Here is a 24,718-nt window from a genome sequence, read left to right as displayed (position 1 = left end):
GTGATTAGATGATCGAAGAACGAATTAAGGCAATTTGCAAGATTCTATTAGAGTCATTTGAATGGGCAATTAGGGAGCACAAGGATTCTCCTGTCGTTATAGACTTTGCGGAAAAGCGTGGATTCATAATGAGTGATTTCGAGCGGTTTCGGTATGGATACTGTTATCGCTCAATTCAAAAAACATTTGAGCATAAGTCGAACATCAATAAGTTGCTTCCGTTTTACCAAGCACACAAATTCCAATCACCGCAAGAGATAAGAGATCTAATTCATCGTGATTTGAAAAGAATGGGAATCCTAAAGGAGTCAACGAGAGATGACAGTCTGTACTGTCCTTTGGCTGGCAGGTTCATTATCCCGATTTTCAATCAAGAAGGTGAAGTAGTTAGTTTTGCTGGGCGAAAAATTAATGATGATAATCCTAAATCGCCAAAGTACATCAACGGAGATACAACTGCAGCTTATGAAAAGTCAAAGATTCTCTATGGTGCTCATCAATTCAATAGTAGTAACAAGAAGCTCCCTTTTATCATCATTAATGAAGGATATTTTGACACATCCTCTTTAGCTAGGATTGGCTACTTCAACAATGTGGCATTAAGTGGTGTCGCTTGTTCTCCTGAACAGTTCAAAATGTTATTTAGCAAATCAGATAACTTATTATTCAATCTTGATGGCGATGAAGCAGGGTATAACAGTGCAATAAAGTCTGTATTGAACTCATTACCATTACTTAGTGAAAATAGAAGTATCAGAGTGCTATTTAACGAGCCAGGTGAAGATCCCGACAGTATTACAACAAAATCATTTGGGGATAAACTTGATATGGCTTATGCACAAGGCTTGGATTTGACACCAGAACTTGAAAAATCGATTGCCACTGAAGTACGTGAAGAATATAGCCAAATTTTAAGAAACAACTCTAAATGTATAACTCATGTTCTGAAATACGCAGTTGAACGTGAGTTTCCCAATAACCCAGATAAGCAGAAAATTAGGTTAATGCAGTTTGCTTGTAAGGCTCCTTTTGGCTCGAAAACAAGGGGGCAAATAGTTAAGCAAGCAATGTTAATGGACAATGCCCCGAAAAAGGCTGTAGAGCACGCGGCATCTCATGTTGGTGAGATTAACCGCCAAACTCAGTCAATGAGTGTTTAATTAACTCCCACTCAGTTTCGAGATCGGATACCGCGCTACTTTCAGTGAGGGATAAGTACTTTTCACAACCGGGCAATGATTCGAGCTGACTTATTTTGTTAGTCATTTCTGATGAAAATCTAAGTCCGTTGGTATAGCCAAAGATGGTGAAAGCAGCAAGATCTCCACATGAACTGACATCCGTGGAGTTTAGGTTAAACGGAAAAAATTGAGCCACAGTTTGGACTTGGTCATTCTTAACTAGTAGCCAATTTTCCTTTTTGTACAAAGTTTCGAGAAGCTGCCTCTTTGAAGGCGAAGCGCTGTAATCATAGTAACGGGATATCGATTGATGATTCCATAATGGGGCTAGCGAGAAACCGACCGTTGAAGTCATTCGCTTACCAGTTGCAGAGCGCCATTGACCACCAGCCAATGAACAGCTTGTAGTGTTGTAACTCAAGCTGACTGGCTTTTCAGAAATTAAGGAAAGAATTACCTCTTCGGCACTAGAGAGGCATTGATATTCAGAAGGGGCAATTGACTTGACTTGTTTTAAATCGAATGCACTTTCTAGTTGAATCATGGTTGAGTTATTGAAACTAGATTCAGGTGTCTGATAGTAGAAGCTGATGAAAGCTTCTTCACTATGAGATTCAAAGCTAAGCACTAAGAGTGAGGGAATGAGGAATCGTTTCATGTGAGTATTCATTATGTATCCGACCTTTTTAGGTAACTCATTCAATCATACAGAAAAATACTAGGGAATGAATACCGAACACATCGATTTATGTGAAATTAAATGCCTAAAGATTTAGCGATTTTAACAAGTAAAATCGAAACGATTTTGTATTATTTAGGTCAATCTTTGGTTAGACATTACCTATTGGGTAATATGATAATAGTTTAATAATTGTTCGTTTGGAGTTTCGATTCGATTAAATAATCGTAGTCGAACGTCAGATAAAATTTGAAAAGTTAGTCTTTCAATGCAAAGGAAACTTCTTAATGAAACCATTTTCTAAAGGCGTATTATACGCATACCCTCAACGCTTGGAGAGCGCAGAAGTTATGACGGAACTGAAGAAGTTACCGTTGGAACCTACAAGTGCATCCAATCCACATACATGTGGGTTTGTAAATGTTGAACATGACTTTCATCCAAAAGGCGACTATTTAAAAAAGCTTTTTGGTCAGGTTTACGTGAGCACTTTTGCCTTTGAGAAACGCGCCCCATCTACGCTTCAAGTTGACATATTAGAGAAGAAAAAAATCAAAGCTTACCAAGAAACCCTTAAAGAAGGGGAGTCGGTAACTCAGAAGAAAAGGCGTGAAATACGCCGAGAAGCCAAACGCGAACTTGTTAGTCAAGTGGACCCGCAGCAAAGTTATGTGTGCATTGCTTGGGACTTTGGACGCAACCAGGTGATCATTGATACTACCAATAAGAAAGAACTAACGACGATTTGTGACAAGCTTGCAACTTCGGACATCAATTTAACGCTTGAAAAGTTATCCATAGAAATTTCTGGATTTCTAACTGACATAATCGACCGTCCGAATGAGACGTTAACGGACGAGTTTGATGTTGGTGATAACGTCACGATGGCTGACCATTCCAAGGTAAAAGCTACTGTCAATTATCAGAACCAAGAAATTACGAATGATGAGATTGAACAGAATCGGACGAGAGAGAAAACCCCTGTTGCAGTTGGCTTGTTACACAAAGATGCGGTTTCATTTGTGCTTACAATAGAACACACTATTAAATCCTTAAAGGTAAAGAACACTGATAAGGATTACATTCTTAAACTACTTGAAAACGTTAGTGAAATTGAAATGAATGAACCTGAAAAACAGGATTATTTTCAGAAAATGGCTGCGCTACTAATGATGCTAAGGAATATCTTTGAAGATGTTCTTAAAATGAAAGATTCGAGTGGTTCATTGATGGAATATTTAGAATCTGGCGACAGTTAGATGTCGTCGTATTTAAATCATAATGAACGCCCATGTTTCTATCATTTTAATCGGCTTGATGCGTCGTTGATCTCAATTTGAAACTTTATAGACTTGTAAAGCACACAATTTAACCGTTAAAATCAGAGGCATGTCAGAAATTGGACAAAATACAATTATAATTTATTAAATCGCGCTCATGGTCGAGCGCCAATTGACAAGCAGCGATAACAGTTATGGATCTAGAAAATTTAAACAGCGCCGACATATGCAGATTGGTAATGAATGGGCGCATTAGCGCTAAAGTCGTTAACGATGAACTTCGATATCATCTTGATGACTTAGATGCTCACGACAATCTACTTGAACTAGTAACAGCAGCTCGCTGTACCGATCACTTAATTCAAGAAGCATTACAAGAATACGCGGAGACGCGTGGCTTTACTGATGAACCTATTAATGTTGATTTGCACACAAGCATGTTATCAGATCACAATTTCATTGAATGTGCTATCGACGTTGTTAAAAGTAGAACACTTAATATCGCCTTCAAATTTTTTGGTACAGACAGTTCAATGTCAAATCAAATACCAAGACTTGTCAAAAAGCATATCGATCTTTTAGCTGACCATAAAATGCTTGTTTCTGATGAAAAGCTTATAGGCATAACTGCCTGAATAAGTATTACGACACCAAAGAATCCTTACTGACGGCGCTCTATTGAGCGCCGTTTATTCGTTCTCAAGAGAGAAACTACCACAATACTTGATACAACATTTTTCAAATATCTGGTCCCGAAACTGGCTAGTAATCTCACCATCGGAATCGATTAAGGTATAAATTTCACTACCGAAGCCGCCACGGTGCGTGGTTAACAGACTAAGGAATTTGATGAGTTCATCCCTTGCGAATAGCTCACTCTCTTTGATAATGATATACGCATGATAGAAGGGGGAGCTTTTTAATATGTTTGTATGGCTAAATGCCATATACATTTCTAAGTTCAAAGGTAGGAGATAGTTATCTACCTCTGCATCACATTGAGCACGTTTAATCATCAAATCAAAACTATCAGGATCGAAATGGTCTATGTAGTCTTTCGATGTTAGTGCTTCAAGTAGGTACGAAACACCAGTAGAAAATGCGGTGTTTTTAACCTGCTTTAAAGCTACCAGTCGAGAAAGTAGCAATTGATATGCTCGACTGTTGTACAACCCCATAGCAATTGCAGTCGTTATGCTAAAACGTATTGCATTTTGGGACATTGTTGGGCTATTCCCGCGATAGTGGTAACAAAAATTATCCGCGCTTAGCTTTCCAAGTGCCATCCCCTTAAATTCTATTGAGCATTTAGCTAGTTTCGTGTTTTCATCATAAAAGCCGCACTCTTGTAACTTAAATCCATTCGGACGGTTTGCTAAATCGGTATTTTCCGAAATTAGCATTCGTTGTCGTTGAATCGAGTACATGTCAATGGCAGCAAAGCTTGGTGTAATTTTGCCATTATTATCTTTGACTAACGCCTGGTTAATCATTAAACGCGCAGCGAAAGTCAATTGTGCGATACCTTCATTGCTGACGTAATCGTTCATGTCTAGTAGCTCAATAATGTTTGACTTGAACATGCTTTCAATAAACGGGTTGTTGCTAAACTCAAGGGTTACTGAATCTACGTATCGGAAATCACCTCCAATGGAGCAAAGAGGCGATAAATTAATTTGTTTGACGTTGTACATGATTAGTTCCCCGTCGATGCAAGTTCAATAAGGCGATTAAGTGATGCTTTAATTTCTGGGTTTGTTGACTCGGTTAGAACTGCTTTTTCTCGAAAATTTGTGCCAATTTCGTATTGATCGGTCATTAAACAGTTCTCAATAAACTGAATTGCTAGTTCGGCATCATTAGGCAGAGAATCATAGAGCTTAAAAATCAAGAATTGTGCTTCCTCGGTGTTCAAATACTGAGGAAAGCCGCTATCAAGCCCTACACCGTTGGAAAAAACATATTCCGCTAATACTTGGATAGCATCGTTATCAGGCTCACCAACCAAAAACTCGAAAAGGACAATAGAAATATGGCTTGGTTCAACTCCTGGTTCGGGGAATTGGTTAATTGTCGCTTTAAGCAAAGCAGCATAAACATAACAGTAGATTTTTGAGTCAAAGACATCATCTGTCATGTTTAGTTGTGTCGCTGGCTCATATTTAAGGGACATTTCACAGAATGCTTGAGTCAGCTTTTTAAGCTTGAGCGAGTTGAGAGTCGATAACACGAGAGAGTGAGTTATTGGTAGATCTCCGTTATTAACCACAAAGCTATTAATTAATGAACCAAAGTCAGAGCGGCGAGGAAAAGACACCAATTCAATCATCAACATTTCCAAGAGTGCTACCTGAGTGTTCCATGTTTGATCATGTAACATTTTAACGCCTTGGATGTTGTCAGCTTTTCTTGCTTGAAGCTCGTTTACTTCAAGTTGATTTAATTTTTCAAGAACCGACAGATTAGCAGCACGATTATGTTTAAGTATCTCGTTATGTTGCTGAGTGCGTTGACCTTGCAGTTGTCTTTGTTGTTCCATCAATTTGTTGTTTAGAAATTCATGATGGCGACGTTTACGAAACTCTCTTCGGTCATGATTACGTGCTGCAATCCTGGCTTTGTATTGCTCTAAAAAAATACTCACTGGAAAATCTCTATTGTCTCTTCTTTAACCAGATTCTACAAAGGCATAACTTAAAGTCAATTTACTTGTTAATAATTAACAGGTTAAGTTCTTATCGACAGATTTCGGAACTAATTCTTGTCGTTTTCTTCCTAAGAAAGTTCTTATCGGCTGATTACTTTAACGAACGCAGCAAAAGAAAGTGATATGCAAAGTTTGTATTTGACTCGATATTATTTATTCAAGAGTATATAATCCAAGCATAAAGAGTACACATTATGAGTGTTTAATGGATTTATTGAGGGGCTTGGATGTTTGCAAAGAAAGATGGTGAGAATTCTCCTAAACAAGAAAGAATCCGCCAACAGGCAAAAAAGGTTCAGGAGTCCGCTAACAATGCAGCCAAGCAAGGGAAGACAGAAAAAATGCTTATGCTTGATTCAGGCGTACTAGAGTACGTAGTACTGAATCAAGCTTCCCGATTGAGACAGAGCGCTCAACTCATAAAAGCATTACTTGTAATGATCGCTATATGCCTAGTCATCATCTTTACTAAACAAAATCCTCCACTGCCTAAAGATCGATTCTTCGGGCAACAATCCGATGGTGGTTTCACTGAACTGAAGGAGTTAAGTGAACCGTTTACCAATATTACTGAGATGCGTAATTGGGCTGAAACATGCGTACTTGACTCGCTTGAGCTTTCATTTGACCAAAAGCTTAGTCGGATCAATAAGGTTCTAACACGTTGCTACAACCAACAAGGGCAAGCTGAATATACACGTTGGCTATTGGTTGGCAGTTCCTCAAGTAAAATGAAAGTTGCGAATGGCAGCGGCTTTGTAGAAATCCATGATGACAGTGAGTTTGCGCAAATAGTCCGTAAAAAGATTCGTATGTCAGGTTCTAAAATCTCTCCTGCTCGAGTTAAAGCGATTAAACCAAGAATTGTAGATGGAGAATCAATTGCTCGATGGGAAATGCAGATGCCTTTGGTCATTGCCAAATACGAAGGTCTAAGTAACCCAGGGACCGTGAGGTTTATTTCTAGAATTGTCCTAGAGCGAACAACTGACCAATCAAAAGAAAAAGGGGTCGCGATTTCCTCTTGGACACTAGTGCGTGGTGATTAGAATGCACTCAACTAGGCTTTCATCAATCATTGTTACCATAGCATTTGTTGTAAATAGCTCATTTGTGCTGGCTGCAAATGAAAAGCAACAGTTCACCGCCACGGTAGCTGATCTAACAAAAATGCTTGAGGGGCAGGTGGTTGTAAATAAGGCTGCTGAGAACGAAACATCGAATAGAGTTAGTTCAGGGAAAAAGTATGACTCTAGAACAGTAGTTCATGAATCTGACAGTTCTCAGAATCACAACCACAGCACGCAGGACGGTGACTGGCTGGAAGTAGCTAAGCTCATGAAGTCTGATCCTCTAAAGCAACAACAATATATTGCTGAGCGCTTAAGTGAAGTGAGTGACCCTGAGTTTGTCCTCCAAGAGTTAGTAAGAAGTGGGGAGCTTGCTCTTACCCCAGAAGAAATACGCTTTATTCTTTCAGCAATGGATTTGAAATCAAGGGCACTAAATACGCCATTAATGACCCCTGATGTAGTATCTGGCTTGGTAGAGTTCAATCCCAAAAATCGATATTCCACTTATGAATTTAACATTCATGAATCAGGGATAACTACGCTTGAGTTTTTTGATGCGAACGGTGAGCGATGGAAAATTGTTGATTTCACGCCAGCAAATGGGTTTAAGTTAGATCACGGTTATCATGACAATATGCTGACCATTCAGAGTGAAATTCCTTATAAACAAGCATATACCTACGTCCATCTCGACGGTTATAAAAATCAAATATCGATTAAGTTAAATTATAACAATCAAGTCAGAGATGGAATCAGAACCTTCACGATTCCCTTTTTATACAAAATTAATGAAGGAAGTGGTGAAACGAGCGTTTCATATACTCCTTTATCTTCTATTCGGGCGTCCGATGCCCCGACTGATACACAAAAGATTCCCGATCTTGTCTATCAAGACCTGATGTATATAGCCACAATGGGGTTCCCAGATGAAAACAGTCAATCTTACCCGTATTTCAAGAAGGTGTTTGTTGATAAACCTGAAATAGCACAGATTTGGAGCTATGGCTCCAAATATATAGTACGTAGCCGCTTTCAGCTTATGTCCCACCAATATCAAGCATACGTGCCTTCATCAGACGATGTGGCTGTCTATGTAGCCGATGAACTCGATACTGTCATTGATTTTAATGTTAGTGGCAAAACAGAGAGTGTCTACCTACCTGATTATCACTTGTATTAAGAGTCTATTCATGGAACCACTTTCAAACTCCGCAGATGAATCAAAAGTAGATGAAAATCTTGACTCTGACGCTTCACAAGGCGTCGGGGGGCAGAACATAAAAGATTTCGGAAAGAAGATTTCAAAAAGATCTGCCATTAATAAGGTCTTTTTTACTGGTCTTGGTGTAACCATTGTTTTAGTCGGAGGCTATTTATATATCGACACAAAAATGACTGAGTACGAAAGAAACTCGGGCAGCTCGGCTACTAAAGAAGAATCAGTACCGATAACTTCAGTCAGGACTACTCGAGGTACAGAACAAGATGTTCTTCATAATGAAGATCATATTGAAGCAACTAAAGCTGCAATTAAAGCTGAGCGCCAAGCTGCAATTGATAGTGGTGGAATTGATAAAAGTTCATCAATTGCAGATATTCAAGCTAATACAAGTTCTTACCGAACCGACCTTGATTCTGAAATTGCACAGGGTTCTGGTGGCACATCCTTTAGATTGAACTCTGATTTCGACAACTTCATTAAGAGTGAAAGTAGAAATTATGAGTTTGTTGATGAATCGGAGCCTGACAATTCGAAAGGCTCAAAGTCTCGTCCTGAGCATAAAAAGGAACCTGAGTCAGAATCAAAGAACAAAACGGCTACTGAAACGCCTCGTAATAAAAGAAAAAGTGTCCATCGAGGTATACAGAACCTAGCAGATATTAGAAAGAAAGCCGTGGCAGAGATCGTTAAAGGGACAAAAGAACCTTTAGAAGTATTGACCATTAAAAATAACAGTGAAACTCGTAGCCCAGTAAATACTGCTAGCAGATCTGCAGAGGAATCAACTAATAGCTCAACCACATCCACATCAGGTCAAAAATCACTATTTAATACATCTGGGTTCAACACCCAGGGTGCAAAAAACGGACAACGTAGCAAATACGATAACAATGTGAATCCGCTTTTAACATCTAACCCGCTTTCAAACCAACAAATGGCTAATGCACAAAGTGAGTCTAATGCTCACGCGTCTGAAGTATCGAACTATCGGTCGCCAGAACCATTGGGAAGCACCAACCCAGCGAGTAAGGGATTGATGATTGGCGACAAGATGCTCGGAGAAGCAACTCACGGTCTGCATTCAAGTAGTGAGTCAATGTATTTAATTGTTGAATTAATACAAGGACCGCTTAAAGGTGCGAAGGTGGTTTATAAGCCAACGTTGTCATATGACACATTTGTTTACCAGTCCAGTGAGATTCAATTCAATGGAAACAGGGCGGCATTTCCTTCAATTATTATCACCCCAGATGAAAACCAGACTGTTGGCTATCGTTCCGGTGTTGACTACCACACTCTATACAATCTTGGAATGGTGTTTGTTTATGGTATGACTAAAGGTGCTGCTGAATTCGTCAACAATGTTGCTGATGAAGTCGTTGTTGATGGTTCTACCGTCACTACGAGTACCCAATTTTCGACTGAAAAACTTTTGTGGTCTGCATTTGGTGGAGTGGCAGATGCTGCCGACCCAATAGTAGAAAAGCAATTAAATAAACCACCGACAGTTTGGGTCAACTCTGGTGACGTTGTTGGGATCATGATGGTTGGCGAGTGGAATCCTGAGTGGAGTCCGATCATTACTGTTCGTACAAACGGTATTTATTAGATGTTGTACTCAACAAGTACCTTCCAATGATTTTATAACCGTGACACTGTTTATATTAAGATTGATTCTATTGCTTGATAATTTCATTGAGCATATTTAACATATACACATTATGAAGTTTTAAGGGAATTTTATCGTGAGCGGAAAATCCGAGTTAGATGAAGTGAACACAAAAGAGTACGAACCAGTTGATTCAACAAATGGACTTGCTTCATTTGATGAGGATAGCGATTTTGAGCAGAGCTTTTCAGATGAAGAATTGTTCGCTGAATTCCAAGCAACTCCATCATCTGAGCAGCAATTCATTGATGAAATGAACAATGACACCTTTGTTACTCATGAAGCGTTCGAAATCGAAGAGGGGGGTGCCTCCGATGAAAAAGTGCTTCAAAGTGCTGTCGAGGCTTTTGGTGAAGAAGATTTGAACAATGAATTTTCTACCGAGGAATCGACAATTCGAGCTGCCATAGAGCCAAATATGGACTTTGAAAAAAATAGAAAAAGCGGTGGCAAAACTCAGAATAAACAAGTTAATGAACCTGAAGAATCACAAAATCATGAGTTTCAGAAGGCACCGGACGCGCCGCAAAATGATCCTGAATTAGATGATGATGAACTTGATTCCGATGACTTGCCTCAGAAGAAAAAGCCTATTCTTCTCTATGTCGTTGTATTTCTGGTGGTTGGTACAATTCTTGGTGGTGTTGCGTTCGGATTTAAATTGGTATTGGACAGCGCAAACTCGACTCCAAAAAGTGTAACCACAACCAGTCAGCCTGTACCATCTTCACGCGATCAAGCTCCTAAAGAACAAACTCCGGCTATCGAAACAAACTTCTCGACCTCTAGTGACGACATTACGGATGAGGTGTTCAACGGTATTGCTGGTCTTGAATCAGGGTCAGGCACATCTCAATCAGACGCATTGCTTATTGCAGACCAAGATCCAGCAGTTCGAAAGTTATTTGATGAGCAACAACAGAAAATCAATGAACTTCAATCCCAAATTTCACAAGAAAATACAAAGAAGAATGATCTAGCAAACTTAGCAACTAAAGCTGAAGCCGAGCGTAATAATGCCCTAAGACAGTTACAGACTGTTCAGAAAGACCTTGAACAACTTAAGCGAGAAAAATCGATTAACGATGCTGATTACCAAAAGGTAATTAATGGATTGAAAGAAGAAATTACGAATGTTGAAGGTGAGCTTGCTAAAAGTAAAAATATTATTGATAAGCAAAATATCGAATTGCAGGAAAGCAAGACAAGGGCATCATTACAAGCTTCTAGAGACAGCAAAGTTATTGCTGAGTTGGCAAAAAACGTAAAAAGTTTAACGGAACAAATTACGAAATTAAACACACCTAAGAAATCAGCGCCAAGGAATAGAAAGCCTTTAGCTGAATTAAGATTTATCGGTGCAAATTATGCTGAAAACTCAATGATCTTTGAAGTGTACCGTTCTGGTGTTAAGGACAATAAGCCAATTCAACTTTCAAAGGGTGAGCAGTTAAATGGTCGCGGAGTTATAGCCAATATTGATGATTATGGCTGTATCTCATTTACTACCGGTAAGCAATACCAGCCAATGAACGCTAAGTGTCGATAAGGCTTTTGTCATGGGTCCATCAGACGTACAACTGACTTATGCTTTCGCATACATCACATACGCACTACTTTTTGGTGGTGCAATGTATGGGATTATCCGCACTACTAAAGCCTTTATGATGATACCTAAGTTGGCAGAGCCAAACCGTTACCCAGAGGTTGTCCCTACTTTAGTTTTAACTCGGGGTATCAGTGGCTTAGCGTTTCTAGCAGTAAACGTGATTAACCTATCTCTTGCTGTGTCTCTTGGGATTACACAAGAGTACCTATATGACGCAGGTGATCTCTTAAGTTACGTTTCAACAAATCAACCATCGAATGATGAAGTTGCCCTTTCTCTATTGGTTAGCTCAATGCTTAGGATGACTGGAACCATTGGTCTAATGCATGGATGTAACGCGATAGGTGATATTGGGCACCGGGATGAGAGTGTAAAGAAAAAAGCAAATACCCGAGTCTTTTGGGGCTTCATTTGTGGAGTTGTACTTTGGACTCCTGAATTTTGGGCTGAGTTAGGAGGAAAGTATTTCGAACCGCTCAAGCACCTTTCAACATTATTAAAAGCAACAGAACTTGTTTCAGGATAGTGAGGTGGTGATATGCATTGATAATTTTCATATTCGAAAATCGCAATCAGTAAAATATAAAGTATTGAACAACGACATTTTATTATGATTAACGTCAGTCAGGAGCATCATTTATGCCTTTTCAATACTTGTTCATCAATAAATTAATTATTTAAATTGTTAATAAGTCACAAGAGGGACTTCCAATGAAAAAAACTGGGGAATTGCTTCTGAAATTCAAAGCAGTATTTACCACTTTATTTTTAACTACTTTACCAAGTATTGCGTTTGCTAGTGAAGAAGTTCAAGGTTTTGAAACCTACGGTAACAAGATACTTAGTGGATTCACATATGTTGCTGGTGCAATTTTATTCGCAGCATTCATTTGGGGGCTTATTAAGTTCACTACGGCAATGTTTAAAATTCCTGAGCTTCGTGATAACTCAAATGACCGTGAAGCTAAACAAAAGATTTTGCTCAATATGGGTGGTGGATTAGCTGCAATGGTTGCACCACTATCCATTGTTGCGTTTCTAATTTCGTTCTTTGGTACAGGCATGATCAAGTTTCAATTGTCGGAAGATAATGAAAATGCTGATTCATTAGGCGTCATCAACCAGTTAAAAGAAACATCGCAGTAATATTGCTTGGGGAAGCTCACATGTATTTTAGTATTAATAGATCAGTATGTGTAGACCATGCTAAAGAGCGTCAGGATGATGCATTTAAGTCTGTTGCCTTACAATATCTAAAATATCGAAAGCATACGTGTGAGCTTTGCCATTTTTCCGAACCTCGTCTTCAGCAAGTAATAACAAAGAACGGGTTTTATCGTGCCGAAGACTTTAGACAAGATAACTTTTTAGTCGTTTGTCCTCATTGTTATTATGGTTGTAGGTTGGGGTATGCGGCGGTTAATGATGCCATTGATGTCATTTATGCGCCAAATGTTTCTCAAATTGCATTAAACCAGATGAACCGACTTCTTACGTTTTATACTGACAATGAAGAAGGCAGTTATTTACATGAACTTAAAGAGACACTTAGCGAAGCTGAGCTAGATCTCTGTAATAGTATTTCACACAGTGCAACGTCCATATTGATTGAAATGGACGATACAAAAAATCTTGCTAAAAACGCGTACAAAGGGTTCGACCCTAGTAACTTAAACCATATTGTTTCTTTCTTATTTCAATCGGATGAGGCGACTTATCAGCAACGTGACAGATTTTTTGAACCATTTAGATACATGCTACGCCCTAAGATCGCTCGAAAATTAAATAAAACCTACTCACATAGTGTGTTTAAGCAATTTGCCCCTCATCTTGTTCAAGATAAAGCAAGTGAGTTTATAAAAATGGCACAAGATGGCTTCTAAACTTTGTTTACTAGGGTCTGAGTACCACCAGCAATTTGTGCTTGCTGACAGTATGCGAGTTAGCCAAATCATCGGTATTGAACAACTACAAGAGCAAATGTCTGATTGGTTACTCAACGATGAAGCAGTTTGCTTGATAACCAACCTTCCAGAAGACTTGGTAGTTACTTTGCTCGAAAGCGAATTTGTCACATCTCCTGAAAAAATAGAATCCATCAGCATCAGTTCACCTGAATTAGAGATATGGTTAAACCTAGCAGGTATTGACGCAAGGTTTGGTGATCCGTGTTTTGGTAATTCCAATCATAATGCAGACAATCTGTATTCGGTATTCACTCGTTATCTTGACTGTTCAATAGAGGTAAATGCATGTCTTCAGACTGCCGAAGATAACTCTCATCAGCATGAGCTTTCATGCGATGTAAGTGAACCTGTTGTTCGCCTATATCCAACAGGAGAAAGACAAGACACATTAGTATTTTGCCAACGTTTTTATGGTCTTCATTACGCATCAATCTTGTCTAAGGGTACATTGCCTCAAGGGGAACCTATCCAAGACCCAAGATTACTCCGATACCTCAGAGAATCTTTGAGTGAACAAATTTCGAAGGTTACTGTCCCTGGGTTTTGTAAAGTTACTTGCCAGAAGGATGTTGACCTTCTCGATATCCCTAAAGGGTATTCAAAATGGTTGAGTATAAATCAACTAAAGGCTCTGCTTAGTCATTATGATGAATCCTATTTTGAGTTAACTGACGTTTGGGTATTTAAAGAACATAAGTCGATTGAGAACGAGTTTATTACGGAACAATCTAACTGGTTGTCAGTAACTTTTGGTGTAGCACTATCAATAGAAACCACTCAGAAACCTGCCAATACTTGGACTCGTCTTTTCATTGCGTGTGAAGAGAAAGCATTCTGGTTAAATCTTATTCATGACGTACTAAGCCGCTTTGAAGTGACCGTAAGCGGTTATGGTGGCGGAGCTTTGAGCTTTTACTGTTGGAATGGAGAACTTGAACGAGTTTGTAATTTTATCCGACAGAGAGCCGCTGTTTTAAAGCATTGGGACAAACAAGTTGAAGCTAATATCCAAGAAATCATTAATGGGCTGGATGTGATCATAGGCTTTGAATCTGAAAGTATTGACCTAACAAATGACACATTAAACCAGCCCATCAGTGTGAGGTAAATCATGGATAAGTTAGTTGCTCTTATCGCTGAGTTAGAACACACAAACCGAGATACTTTTCAAACCTTGGACGCCATCGTTGATTTTAAAAGTAAAGACGAAAAACTAAATTGGATTCAAAAAACCATTGCTGAATTAGTTCAAAATAAGGACAAAAGGGAAGATCAATCTGATGCTCAATAAATTATCAAAGTTACCAATGATGATTAAACGAATTCTTTCCACTGACCAGAAGTCAATCTCTGAATATATTGATTTGGAAATGAACAAGATGGGGCATAAGTATGCTCTACAATGTACGTCGGGTGCATTAGTCTCTTTGATCAAAATTAATGGAATTGGTGTTGTCAGCGAGAAAGAAGAAAAGCACAAAGTTCAACGAGCATTGTTTGGTTTGATTAACCAGTTCTTCTTAAGTAAAGATGCTCCTATTGTTTCTGTGATGTATGCACAGACATCTGGGACGGTAGGTACTGAGCTTGATGCTGGCTTAAACCCCTCTAGACAGGCAGCTCATCGTTTAGGAATGGATGCTGACGCGATAATCGACGATATTGTCTCATCGAATGAACCACTTTGTCATACGGAAGAGATTTACCTTGCTGTATGGACGTTACCAAAATTTAATAAAGAGTTTAAAAAAAAGAAAGAGGTAACAGTTAGAACGGGTGAAGACAAATTAAGCTCTTTCTTCCGGGATAATCTTAGAGAGGGTGCCAACCCAATCACAACCAATACTGTAACCCTAAAGCAGCATAACGTTGACCTAAAAACAGTAAAAAACCGACTAACTGAAGGTGGGTTACTACATCAATTCTTAGAGCAGCTTGATGCACTTCAGTGGATGAAATTTAAATTAAATGACGGGAAAGTTTCTCGTCATGAGCCATTTGAATTATTCAACCACAATGATAGCCCGGTGCGTTATAGAGGTGGTAAAGTCAAATTTGACCTTAACACAGGTACAACTGCGCACTCCGCAATCTTCTTGCCTCCGCTTTCGGAACAATTACCAGAGTCGATTTTCATACCTTCTGAAGATGATGCAGATGGTATTTTGTATTCCAATGGTCGTTATCATGCTTGTTGTGAAATAACCACTTCTCCTGGGACGGTGGCTGATTTCAATAACCTTCGAAAAAACACGATTGGCATTGATTTCAGAATGACATTTATCATGTCTGAGGTAGATACGAGTGGCTACCAATCACTCAATCAGTCGGTAAACAACTTCTTTAGGGCAAATTACCAATGTAAGAAGGCTTACGATGAAATCCAATTTCAAAAGTACATGAAAACAGAAGAGGACGCTTCTGATGTAAACCTCCAAATTTTGGTTGTAATTTCTGCCGATGACCGCTCTACGCTGATGACTCATAGAAAACAAATGAACGATGCTGTTGTTGACTGGGGTCGTGCAGAAATCAGTTTGGATCTGAATGATCCTATGCAAACATTTGTAAGCTCTATTCCGGGGTTAAACTACAGATCATTCCATCTTGGTTGCTGGATTAGCTCAGACAGACTAGTTCGAATTCTACCGCTTGATCGCCCTGCAACATTCTGGGATTACGGATTGATTTGTTTTAGAACGGTAGATGGTAAGCCGTTTTTCTTCCAACCACACTCTAATTTGCAACATTACCACCTTTCACTTTATATCGCGCCTCCGAGACAGGGTAAATCGTTGCTAATGAATGCCCAAGGTATAGCAAGCATTTTAGGTGATGGGGTATCACAACTCGGTTTAATGGTGATACTTGATATCGGACCAACGTCACGAGGGGCTTTACAGCTTCTTAGATACATGATGGTTAAACGATATTCAAGAAGCTCCCAAACTAAGTCAATCCAACAAATCAGAGACTTCAAAGCGTATACAGAGAAGCTAATTATTGAGCATAAGTGGTCGCCCCTAACTGATGGTTGGTTTATCAATCCGCTAGAAACACGCTTGGGCTTTAACGTACCTACTGAGGATGAAAAATCCTTTATGCTCAATTTTTACTTAACTAACTGTACTAAGCCAGAAAGTGGGGAGCCACTTGATGGAACATCAAAGTTGTTAGAGGAATTGATTTCAGAAGTCTTTCAAAACAATATTAGTCGCAATGAAATGAAGATGTTCAACGGTACAATCGATAAAGAACTGACAAAAATTGCGCGTGAAAAATTGGGCATTGAGCCAAACGATGTTTCAAAACAAATTAGCTTGTTTCAGTTACGCGATATGCTTTTCCAACGCAATTTAACTGATGCTGCAATCAAGGCTCATAGGCTCGCGATGCCAACGGTGAGCAATATGGTTCAGACACTTACAAATAGTCCATCTATTAGGGATGGACATCCAAAAGAATTGATTAACGCTGTTAAAAACATGCTGAACACCCACATTCAGAAAATGCCTTATTTATCTAAAGCATCAACCATTGATTTTGAAACAGCAAAAATCATTAGTTTTGACATGAAGCCGGTATCCGAGTCCAAGTCTAACCAAGGTAAGTTAGATACATTTGCTCAATACCTACTTGCAATGCATGTTGGAATGAAGAAGTTTCGTACAGCGGAAGAACTGGTAAAACGAGCGCCACCACTTTATAGAGAGTATTGGAAGAACCAATTTTTTGAAGTATCACGTCTTAAAAAGTGCCTCTCTTTGGATGAGTGGCATACCTTATCTGTTAAGGCTACGGATAACGATGGGAACGAGTACTCTAAATCACAAGCAGGGGCAGAGTATATCGATTATCTAATCCGAGAAGCGCCTAAGTGGAATCTATCAATAAACATCGCTTCACACCGAGTCGCTGACTTTACAGATACTATGAAGTCGATGAGTACTAACCGCTTCTTCTTCGCAGGACTAGAGGAAAAGGAAATTAAGAGTGTCCGTACTCAAATGTCTCTTACTGATTCTGAATACAAACTCCTTGTTGACGGTATTCACGGTCCACAACCGGGTGTGGGTAATGAGTTGTTGTTCATTTTCCGTGCAAGAAATGTGAGTGGGTCAGGTGGAAGAGAAAAATTTTCTGCACGGCTCAAATTCCTTTGTTCTGGAATGCTTATGTGGGCGTTATCGACAGATAAGGAAGACATGCCTCATAAATTCCACTTGGAACAAGAGCATCCAGAAAAAGAGTGGTTAGAAGCGTTATACAAGGCATTTCCATCTGGAAGCATGAGTGAAATTCGTGAGCAAATCCGCAAAGAGATGCGCGAACAGTTAGATAGCTCACAAGAAGTAGAAGGACGTACTAACGATATAGAGGAACATCTATATAGTGAAGTAATAAAACACCTTGGTGCAAATCCGCATATTAAATCCATTACAAGAGAAATCTTATCTAGAAAAACTCCGGAAATGTGCGAATAAGACCAAAGTTGTTAATAATTAACATGTTTGATTGACTTAAGTTACTGGTCTGGTTACTGTTTATGCGAATCATACAGAAAAGGAATGTCCACATAATGATTAAATTACCTAAAACAACGTTAACGCTCATTCCGTTAACACTTTTATCAGGCAACGTACTGGCGATGAGTACCGACGCCCTTGTCAAACCACTGCATAACAGCCAGAACAACATGACTGAACTTCGTTCAATGAACGTAAGTTCAGACCCTTGTGATGATCCAGCTTTAGCTAATTTTGCTCAGTGTCAACTGGAAAACTCTGCGAACGAATTTCATTGGGTATCCGATGCAGAGTATCGCGATAATGTAGTGCAAGTTGTGTATTCTGACTCAACTTGTGGCGGTCTACTTATTGATGGTCGATTTATCCTTACAGCTCGTCACTGTACTCCGCTATACACGGAAAATGGAAATTGGGAGCAGGGCGATGTGCTTGAAGTTTATCAAGGCATCAAAACTCAAGCTGCTGAGTCTTTGGTGTTTAAAGGTACGCCAGAAGTGTTTATGCATGATACTACTCAACGCGTAGAAGATGGGATTAACTATCTTCAAAAACATTGGGCACATATCCCTGATGAAATTGAAGCAGAATGGTTAAGCCGTGATTCAAAGAATATTTCTGCCGGAGATCCACAAGCAGACACGTATTCAACTATTCGATCTATTCATAGCGCTAGTTCGTTAAATGATGTAGCAATTATCAAGTTACCTATAAGCATTGAACATTCCAGTAGCAACTCATTTGCTCTCGTAGATAATTTTGATATCAACAGTCCAGTCACTATGGATAACTACTCGACATTGGTCAGCAAGCCAATTGGTACGCAGTACAACTATCAGGGCTGGGGGCAAAACGCCTATGGCGCGACGCCTGAAAAGATGAAAAAGTGGAGCCTAACTCACTCAAAGGGTCAGTTGGATGGAACTTTTAGTACGTTTGCTTCTCTTGATAAATTCGATCTTCTTCAATCGTTTGAGTCGGATGTTAACTTCTTTGATACTTGTGATTCTGAGTCACTGATTAACTTTGGCGACTCTGGGACTCCATTGTTTGATCAGGAAGATAATGTTGTTGGTATCGCAAGTCGTATTACTGGATGTGACAATGGCTTTAGTGCTGAATGGTCAACACATTTAGCAAACTATGAGTTTTATAAATCAGTAATTAACGGCTTAACCGCGCCAACATTACTAAAAGAGACTATTTACACAGATGTAGGTGATGGTGTCTTTACCTTTGCTGTTCAAAATATTTCTAGTGACCAACACGTTGTTACACCGACAGCAACTGGCATGTTTGATATTAATCATGACTGCCCACAAACTCTTGAGCCGATGGGACAGTGTCACTTAACTGTGACCTATAACGGTGATAAGTCTAGTGCACGTTCAGCGACAGGGACAGTGAATCTTAACGCTGACAAAACTATTCCAGTAGAGATCATTGTTGCAGGTACTGCTAAGCCAAAACCTGACGTTGAAACTTCAGAATTACCTAAGCAAATCGTCATCGATATTACTGAAGATGACTTAACACACAATGAATGGACATTTGATTTTGATGTGTCGCATTTAAGCAGTAAGGACTTCTTGCTACAACGTGATTTGGTAGTTACTGCTGATAATTCTGAAAGTGCAGCATATATTCAAGACAATTTCTTTACTATCGAGAAGCTTGATTATATTGATGTTTCAGATGATGAGAATGTGGGTGTATACCGTCATGCAATGAAAACTTGGGGTGTTGGTTTTGAAAACAAACGCGATGTAGATGAGTTGTTTTGGGCAAAACCTGGCACTTATACTGCAACACTTACCAGTGCTTCAGCGGGTGTTTCGATTCCAGTAACAGTTAACTACCTAATAGACCAAGTACCTACCGATCCAGATGGTGGTGATGGTGACAATGGTGGTGATAACGGCGATACAGGCGACGGTAATGACAATGGTACTGATACTGGTGGCAATACTGGAAGCAGTAACTCAGGTGGCGGTAGCGGTGGTTCAACTGGTTTGCTCTCACTCTTGGGTCTTATGGCGTTAGCGCGAAATCGTAAGAAATAACAATCAATAAATTAAACAAAAAGCCTATTAGTTCGTGGACATGCTAATAGGCTTTTTTCATTCTAATGTTAGTGATCATTTCTGTTCCGGTTGCTCCGATTATCTGTCATGCCTTCTAATGTTTGTTGATTAACCAAATGAGATTGAACTGACTTCATAGATAATCTAAAATGACATAAAAGTATATACAAAAAAAAGAATCTGCACGGTTACGAGTCAAATGGATTTCGGTTTCGTGTCAATCTAATAGGATTGAACATGCAGAGCATAAGACCAACTTCTTGCGCAATCGCATTAGGCGTTGCATTAAGTGGACTGTTCGCACCGATAGCTTTGGCTAATACACAAGATATAGGGCAAGCAGAACTTGAGCAGTCAATGCGTCAAACTAGCCTTGTATCTTCAAAGTTAACGACACTCCAACGCGCTGTTAGCGCATTCTATAGCGATAAGCTTAGATTTCCATCTAGTTTTGATGATCTTGATGGCACAAGTGGTTTTCCAGAAATTTACTATAAAGGTAATTACAAAACACCTATAGGCACGATTTCAGGAGTGGCTACCGCTAACTCTTATACGCTTATTATCCCGGTATCCTCAAACCCTACAAACCACCAGCTAGGTATTTATTCTAGCGTTGCTGGCGAGGTCGGTGGGGATTACAATTCGGCGTCAAACACAATTCGAGTGAGCGTTCCAATACCGCACGCCGCGTCTGTACGAAAAAACATGCTTCAAACAACACCTGATACTTCAGGATTTGGTTTGAATACGATGGAAACAGATCTGTCTCTTGGTGATAACGATATTACCAATGTTTCAAAACTGCTAGGTGAATCGGCTACGTTTACTAACGCAACGACTAACGAAGTCCAAGCGGTGTCTGGTTCAATGGATAACCTGACAACCAATGACCTACTAGTGAACATTGAGTCATCTGTTACGGATGGTGACGCAGACACAATTCTCTTTAACACGTTGGACGTAACCCAAACGTTAACGTCTAAAGATTTTGAATTTAACTCAATCGACTTTACTTCGGTTTCTGCAGATAACACGGTAGCACAGTCTCTTGATGTGGCGTCGGCAGCAACGGTAGGTACATTAATTGCCAACGAGGTAGAGTTCGAACGAGGCAACTTCCATGCTAGTTTAAGTGCAGATATTGTTAAAGTGTATGACAAATTTGCAACTGACTCATTGAAAGTAGATCGATTCATTTCTCCGATTAGCTTTAATTCACCAGTTCTAATCAATGACGTGATGACTACCATGTCATCTTTAACCATTAATGGACAGTTGATTCAGAACTCTGGCATTGCCCAACTTGGTAAAACAACTGTTCTTGGGGATCTTCAAACTTCAACTGCGCAGTTTGTTAATAACCTAACCATAAATAACTCAGTTTTAGCTAACACCGCTCAGTTCGGGGGTGATGTTGGAGTAACGGGGCGTACTGACCTTGAAGCAGTCGTTGGTACATCTGCAAATATCGGCAACTTGCTCCGCATTAACGGTAGCGCGAACGTTTCGAATCAGCTTTCTTTGAATGGGGATCTATATGCCGGGTCAAGGTTAGTGGCTCGCAATGGCGAGTGGTATGAAAACGGTCAAAAACTTTCCAGTCGCTACTACGGGAAAAATGACAAGGTCGCGAATGCAGATAAATTAGGTGGCAAGGATTCGAGCTTGCTTGCAGTTAAATCACGCAATAACGTCTTCAAAGGTGCAACTACCTTTAGCCGCAACTTAGTTGTGAACGGGACTATCCGTTCTGGCTCTGGTGTTTTAGTTGATTCAAGTGGTCGTTTGTACGACCAGGGTGTCTTGGTATCAAGCAAATATGCTTCTAAGTCAGATTTGAGTCGAGCTGATTCTGATATGCAGAATTATATGAACCAGATCGAAACTGCGGTCGTAAGTGAGATGAACCGTAAACGTTCGGAGTTGCAGGGGTATGCGTCTCGTATCAATAAGGTACGATCTGGGCAGGGTGCGATTGATACCAAAAACAACCAATCGCAATCATATCTCAATACAGCAAGTACAAACCTTTCAACGGCACTTAACTACACAAATAGCGGCACTCAAAGTCTTGATGGTGTAAAAGGGAAAGTTAGCAATCTTGAGCGCTTAGGTAACACTGTTCAGAATATGACAGCTTATAACACGACCGTGACTCGCAAAACTCACACCATATATAAAGAGAGCCAAGGCGGGACTGGTGGTGGCGGTGGCACCGGGCATAAATGGGTAGTTTCTGGTTCAACATGTAGTACTCAACAAGCTTCTGGTACTGCTGGTGGGAGTTGTAGCTCTCCTGGTGCGAAGGCATACGGTAAAGTTATTGGGATGAGTTGTAACTTAAGTGGCAATCCTGCTAACCCATCATGGGGTCCATCATTTGAACAACTTGTTTGTAGGTAATGAGATGACAGATCTAAAAATGAAATTAATGACTGAATTACGGTCACAAAGACTAGGCTTGCTACCATCAAACTTTATCGTTACAGGGTGTCAAGGAGGGCAACATGACCTTTAATCAATCACATTTGGCATTGAGTATTGCACTTATTGCCTCCGTACCCAATGCTTTTGCCGATCAATTGCAATCTGAAATCTATGAACTTGAAGCTCGTGAGCTGAAAGTGAATGAAACCATTCAGAAGCTATATCAATTGGAATCAGCCGTAACAAGCTACTTCTTGGAGAAAGGAGGATTCCCTGCCAATTTGAGTGACATTACTAGCGGTACAAAACCATTCTTCAATGGAAGTTTGCGAACTTCTATTGGTGAGTTTTCATCAAAAGTAACCTCTAACTCATTTGAACTTGTGTTTAAGCCTCGCGACGCAACAAACGACAGACAAGTAGAGATGATGGCATATATTGCTTCATTAACTGCATCTGAGGTTCAGGGCACATCCTTTGAATATTTCATCCCGGCACCGCAATCAACAGCTATCGTAAATAATATGCTAAACCGCGTTGATAGCTCTGCGAATGGGAATAGAATGTTGACTGACCTTAGTATGGGTGGCAATGATATTACTGATATCAAAAAGTTGTTCACAGATGAGTTGGATCTTACCAATTCACTTACTCTGGATAATCTAAATGCTACTTCAGTCACTCTCGAACAGCTTACATCAGCTACACGCCTGACAGCTTCAGGGAATACCGCTCTTGGGAACGCAAATTTTACTGATTTTACGGTGAACAGTGATGGTACAGTAAATAATTTTACCATTAAGAACTTAGTATCGACTAATGAAGCAACAGGTAATGATGTAAAAACCGATAGCTTTAACTCTGCCAAAATGTCTGTTGTTGACGCCTTTATTGATGAGTTGAATGGCGATACCGCAACAATTGAAAGTGCATTATTTACACAAAGCACTACAGCCTCGACATTTAACGTAAGTCAGCGTTTAGAAACAGACTTAGTTGAAGTTGATGTTATTCGAGGCTATAACTCGGTTCCAATTGAGCTTACTGGTAGTGCTGCATTTGGTGATGTTTCACTAAATGCCCCGCTGGAACTTAGAAATGGCATGATAACTAATGGTAATGCTAAGCTTGCTGATACAACAGTTCAGTCATTGGATCTTCGTGGAAAGCTTGTTGGTACTAATATAGATGTAGCAAGAAACCTAATTGCTCGCGGGGCGGTAAACATTACCCGAGGTGCAAGAATAGATGGAAATCTGAATGGTCGAGATGTATTTGCTACAAATGCTGATTTTACTTCTACTGTTTCGGTCGGGAATAATGTTCAAGTAACTGGATCACTTAAAGTCGGTAATAGTATTCGTCAAGGTGGTCGTTTGTTGTCAACAGGAACTACTCTGTACAACAATGGGTCTTCATTAAGCTCATTACTTCTAGGAAAGAACGCGACAGCCTACGATGCAGACAAAATTGATAACTATGACTCTTCTCAGTTAGCTCAACGTAATCAAGCGAACACATTTGGCGGTACTCAAACATTCAAAAACACTGTGAATGTATCTGGTAACGTATACGTAAATGGTAGGCTGGTTGTTGACTCATCGGGTAACTTGTATGACGGTGGTCAAGCAATCAAGAATATCTACTCTACTAAGACAGATGCTGGAACTATGTATGCCAAATGGGACAATGAAATAGCTCAATTGCGTTCTAGCTTGTCGGGGGATTATAACTCACTTAATAGTTATGCAAGTGGCGTGAAGGGTAGTTTATCGACCGCTCAAGCAAAAGCTAATGCACAGAAAAATACTTTGAATTCATTAGAGTCGACGTATGCGTCAGTAAACAATACAAGAAATGTTGTTAATACGAAGATTTCACAGCTAAGTTCCGCACGCTCATCTGAGAATGCTAAGTTGGTTTCTGCTGTTTCAAAGCTTGATGCTGGACCAACATATACCAGTCGTTCTTGTCAGATAGTCACTACTCGAACAGAAACGGCAGTTGACTCTGGTCGATTTACAACGTCAGTCAGTGATGGTTGTGGTAGTAAAGCAACAACCCAATACAAAACGGCTCAGTATGGTACGTTGAAGTAGTATTGCTCATGAACTACGATGAAAAAGGCTTGCGTGGCAAGCCTTTTATTTTATTCGATTGCTAATTTCAACTACGTTCTTTCATCTACTGAAACTAAAAAGGAACCAGTGAAGCCTTGTAACCAAGCCCGGTGAAAGGATGTTTTTGCTGTAAATTTCCGTATCCATCTTGGTAATTTTAACTGATATTTA

19 protein-coding genes are annotated in these 24,718 nt (G+C 39.7%); 16 read left to right on the top strand and 3 right to left on the bottom strand.

The window, feature by feature from the left end:
• Positions 1-8: 8 nt before the first annotated feature.
• Complete coding sequence (locus tag ACF8EG_RS17100) at positions 9-1,160, top strand: toprim domain-containing protein (RefSeq protein ID WP_180208909.1); 1,152 nt, start codon at positions 9-11, stop codon at positions 1,158-1,160.
• Here ACF8EG_RS17100 and ACF8EG_RS17095 read toward each other — a convergent pair.
• Positions 1,129-1,839, bottom strand: a complete 711-nt coding sequence (locus tag ACF8EG_RS17095) for a hypothetical protein (RefSeq protein ID WP_180208908.1) — start codon at positions 1,837-1,839, stop codon at positions 1,129-1,131. The two genes, ACF8EG_RS17100 and ACF8EG_RS17095, sit on opposite strands and share 32 nt — an antisense overlap.
• A gap of 308 nt (positions 1,840-2,147) precedes the next feature.
• Here ACF8EG_RS17095 and rdgC point away from each other — a divergent pair, with 308 nt between their 5' ends.
• Positions 2,148-3,119: a recombination-associated protein RdgC gene (rdgC, locus tag ACF8EG_RS17090; protein ID WP_138937744.1), complete on the top strand. Its 972-nt coding sequence runs from the start codon at positions 2,148-2,150 to the stop codon at positions 3,117-3,119.
• A gap of 215 nt (positions 3,120-3,334) precedes the next feature.
• Positions 3,335-3,775, top strand: a complete 441-nt coding sequence (locus ACF8EG_RS17085) for a hypothetical protein (RefSeq protein ID WP_138937745.1) — start codon at positions 3,335-3,337, stop codon at positions 3,773-3,775.
• A gap of 54 nt (positions 3,776-3,829) precedes the next feature.
• Here ACF8EG_RS17085 and ACF8EG_RS17080 read toward each other — a convergent pair whose 3' ends face one another.
• Complete coding sequence (locus tag ACF8EG_RS17080) at positions 3,830-4,834, bottom strand: hypothetical protein (RefSeq protein WP_138937746.1); 1,005 nt, start codon at positions 4,832-4,834, stop codon at positions 3,830-3,832.
• 2 nt (positions 4,835-4,836) lie between these two features.
• Complete coding sequence (locus ACF8EG_RS17075) at positions 4,837-5,784, bottom strand: hypothetical protein (protein WP_155006934.1); 948 nt, start codon at positions 5,782-5,784, stop codon at positions 4,837-4,839.
• Positions 5,785-6,074: 290 nt separating this feature from the next.
• On the opposite strand from ACF8EG_RS17075, the gene ACF8EG_RS17070 reads away from it, so the two are divergent.
• The 13 genes from ACF8EG_RS17070 (at position 6,075) to ACF8EG_RS17010 (ending at position 24,526) form a co-directional block, all read left to right on the top strand.
• A complete protein-coding gene (locus ACF8EG_RS17070) occupies positions 6,075-6,896 on the top strand; it encodes a DotI/IcmL/TraM family protein (RefSeq protein ID WP_138937748.1) in 822 nt (273 codons plus the stop codon).
• 1 nt (position 6,897) lies between these two features.
• A complete protein-coding gene (locus ACF8EG_RS17065) occupies positions 6,898-8,100 on the top strand; it encodes a DotH/IcmK family type IV secretion protein (RefSeq protein WP_138937749.1) in 1,203 nt (400 codons plus the stop codon).
• Between the two features lie 10 nt (positions 8,101-8,110).
• On the top strand, positions 8,111-9,751 hold the full coding sequence (locus tag ACF8EG_RS17060) for a hypothetical protein (RefSeq protein ID WP_180208906.1): 1,641 nt from the start codon (positions 8,111-8,113) through the stop codon (positions 9,749-9,751).
• Between the two features lie 136 nt (positions 9,752-9,887).
• Complete coding sequence (locus tag ACF8EG_RS17055; protein WP_258486290.1) at positions 9,888-11,360, top strand: hypothetical protein; 1,473 nt, start codon at positions 9,888-9,890, stop codon at positions 11,358-11,360.
• A 10-nt stretch (positions 11,361-11,370) separates the two neighbouring features.
• Positions 11,371-11,946, top strand: a complete 576-nt coding sequence (locus tag ACF8EG_RS17050; protein WP_086048467.1) for a hypothetical protein — start codon at positions 11,371-11,373, stop codon at positions 11,944-11,946.
• Positions 11,947-12,131: 185 nt separating this feature from the next.
• Complete coding sequence (locus ACF8EG_RS17045) at positions 12,132-12,566, top strand: hypothetical protein (RefSeq protein WP_392419628.1); 435 nt, start codon at positions 12,132-12,134, stop codon at positions 12,564-12,566.
• A 20-nt stretch (positions 12,567-12,586) separates the two neighbouring features.
• Positions 12,587-13,303, top strand: coding sequence for a hypothetical protein (locus ACF8EG_RS17040; RefSeq protein WP_193286188.1), 717 nt, complete (start codon positions 12,587-12,589; stop codon positions 13,301-13,303).
• Positions 13,293-14,495 (top strand): hypothetical protein, encoded by a 1,203-nt coding sequence (locus ACF8EG_RS17035; RefSeq protein WP_258486292.1) that lies wholly within the window; start codon positions 13,293-13,295, stop codon positions 14,493-14,495. Before ACF8EG_RS17040 ends, ACF8EG_RS17035 begins: the two co-directional genes overlap by 11 nt.
• 3 nt (positions 14,496-14,498) lie before the next feature.
• On the top strand, positions 14,499-14,678 hold the full coding sequence (locus ACF8EG_RS17030; RefSeq protein ID WP_086048464.1) for a hypothetical protein: 180 nt from the start codon (positions 14,499-14,501) through the stop codon (positions 14,676-14,678).
• Positions 14,668-17,871, top strand: a complete 3,204-nt coding sequence (locus ACF8EG_RS17025) for a hypothetical protein (RefSeq protein ID WP_392419626.1) — start codon at positions 14,668-14,670, stop codon at positions 17,869-17,871. Before ACF8EG_RS17030 ends, ACF8EG_RS17025 begins: the two co-directional genes overlap by 11 nt.
• Before the next feature lie 95 nt (positions 17,872-17,966).
• Complete coding sequence (locus tag ACF8EG_RS17020) at positions 17,967-19,976, top strand: trypsin-like serine protease (protein ID WP_171055897.1); 2,010 nt, start codon at positions 17,967-17,969, stop codon at positions 19,974-19,976.
• A 258-nt stretch (positions 19,977-20,234) separates the two neighbouring features.
• Positions 20,235-22,403 carry a hypothetical protein gene (locus tag ACF8EG_RS17015; RefSeq protein ID WP_138937757.1) on the top strand — a complete coding sequence of 723 codons (2,169 nt, stop codon included), beginning with the start codon at positions 20,235-20,237 and terminating at the stop codon, positions 22,401-22,403.
• 104 nt (positions 22,404-22,507) lie between these two features.
• Complete coding sequence (locus ACF8EG_RS17010; protein WP_138937758.1) at positions 22,508-24,526, top strand: hypothetical protein; 2,019 nt, start codon at positions 22,508-22,510, stop codon at positions 24,524-24,526.
• The last annotated feature ends 192 nt before the right edge of the window (positions 24,527-24,718 follow it).

Origin of the sequence: Vibrio sp. YQ_11, from assembly GCF_043103065.1 — a bacterium.
Taxonomy (GTDB): Bacteria; Pseudomonadota; Gammaproteobacteria; order Enterobacterales; family Vibrionaceae; genus Vibrio; species Vibrio parahaemolyticus.
This window is presented reverse-complemented; position numbering and strand designations above follow the sequence as displayed.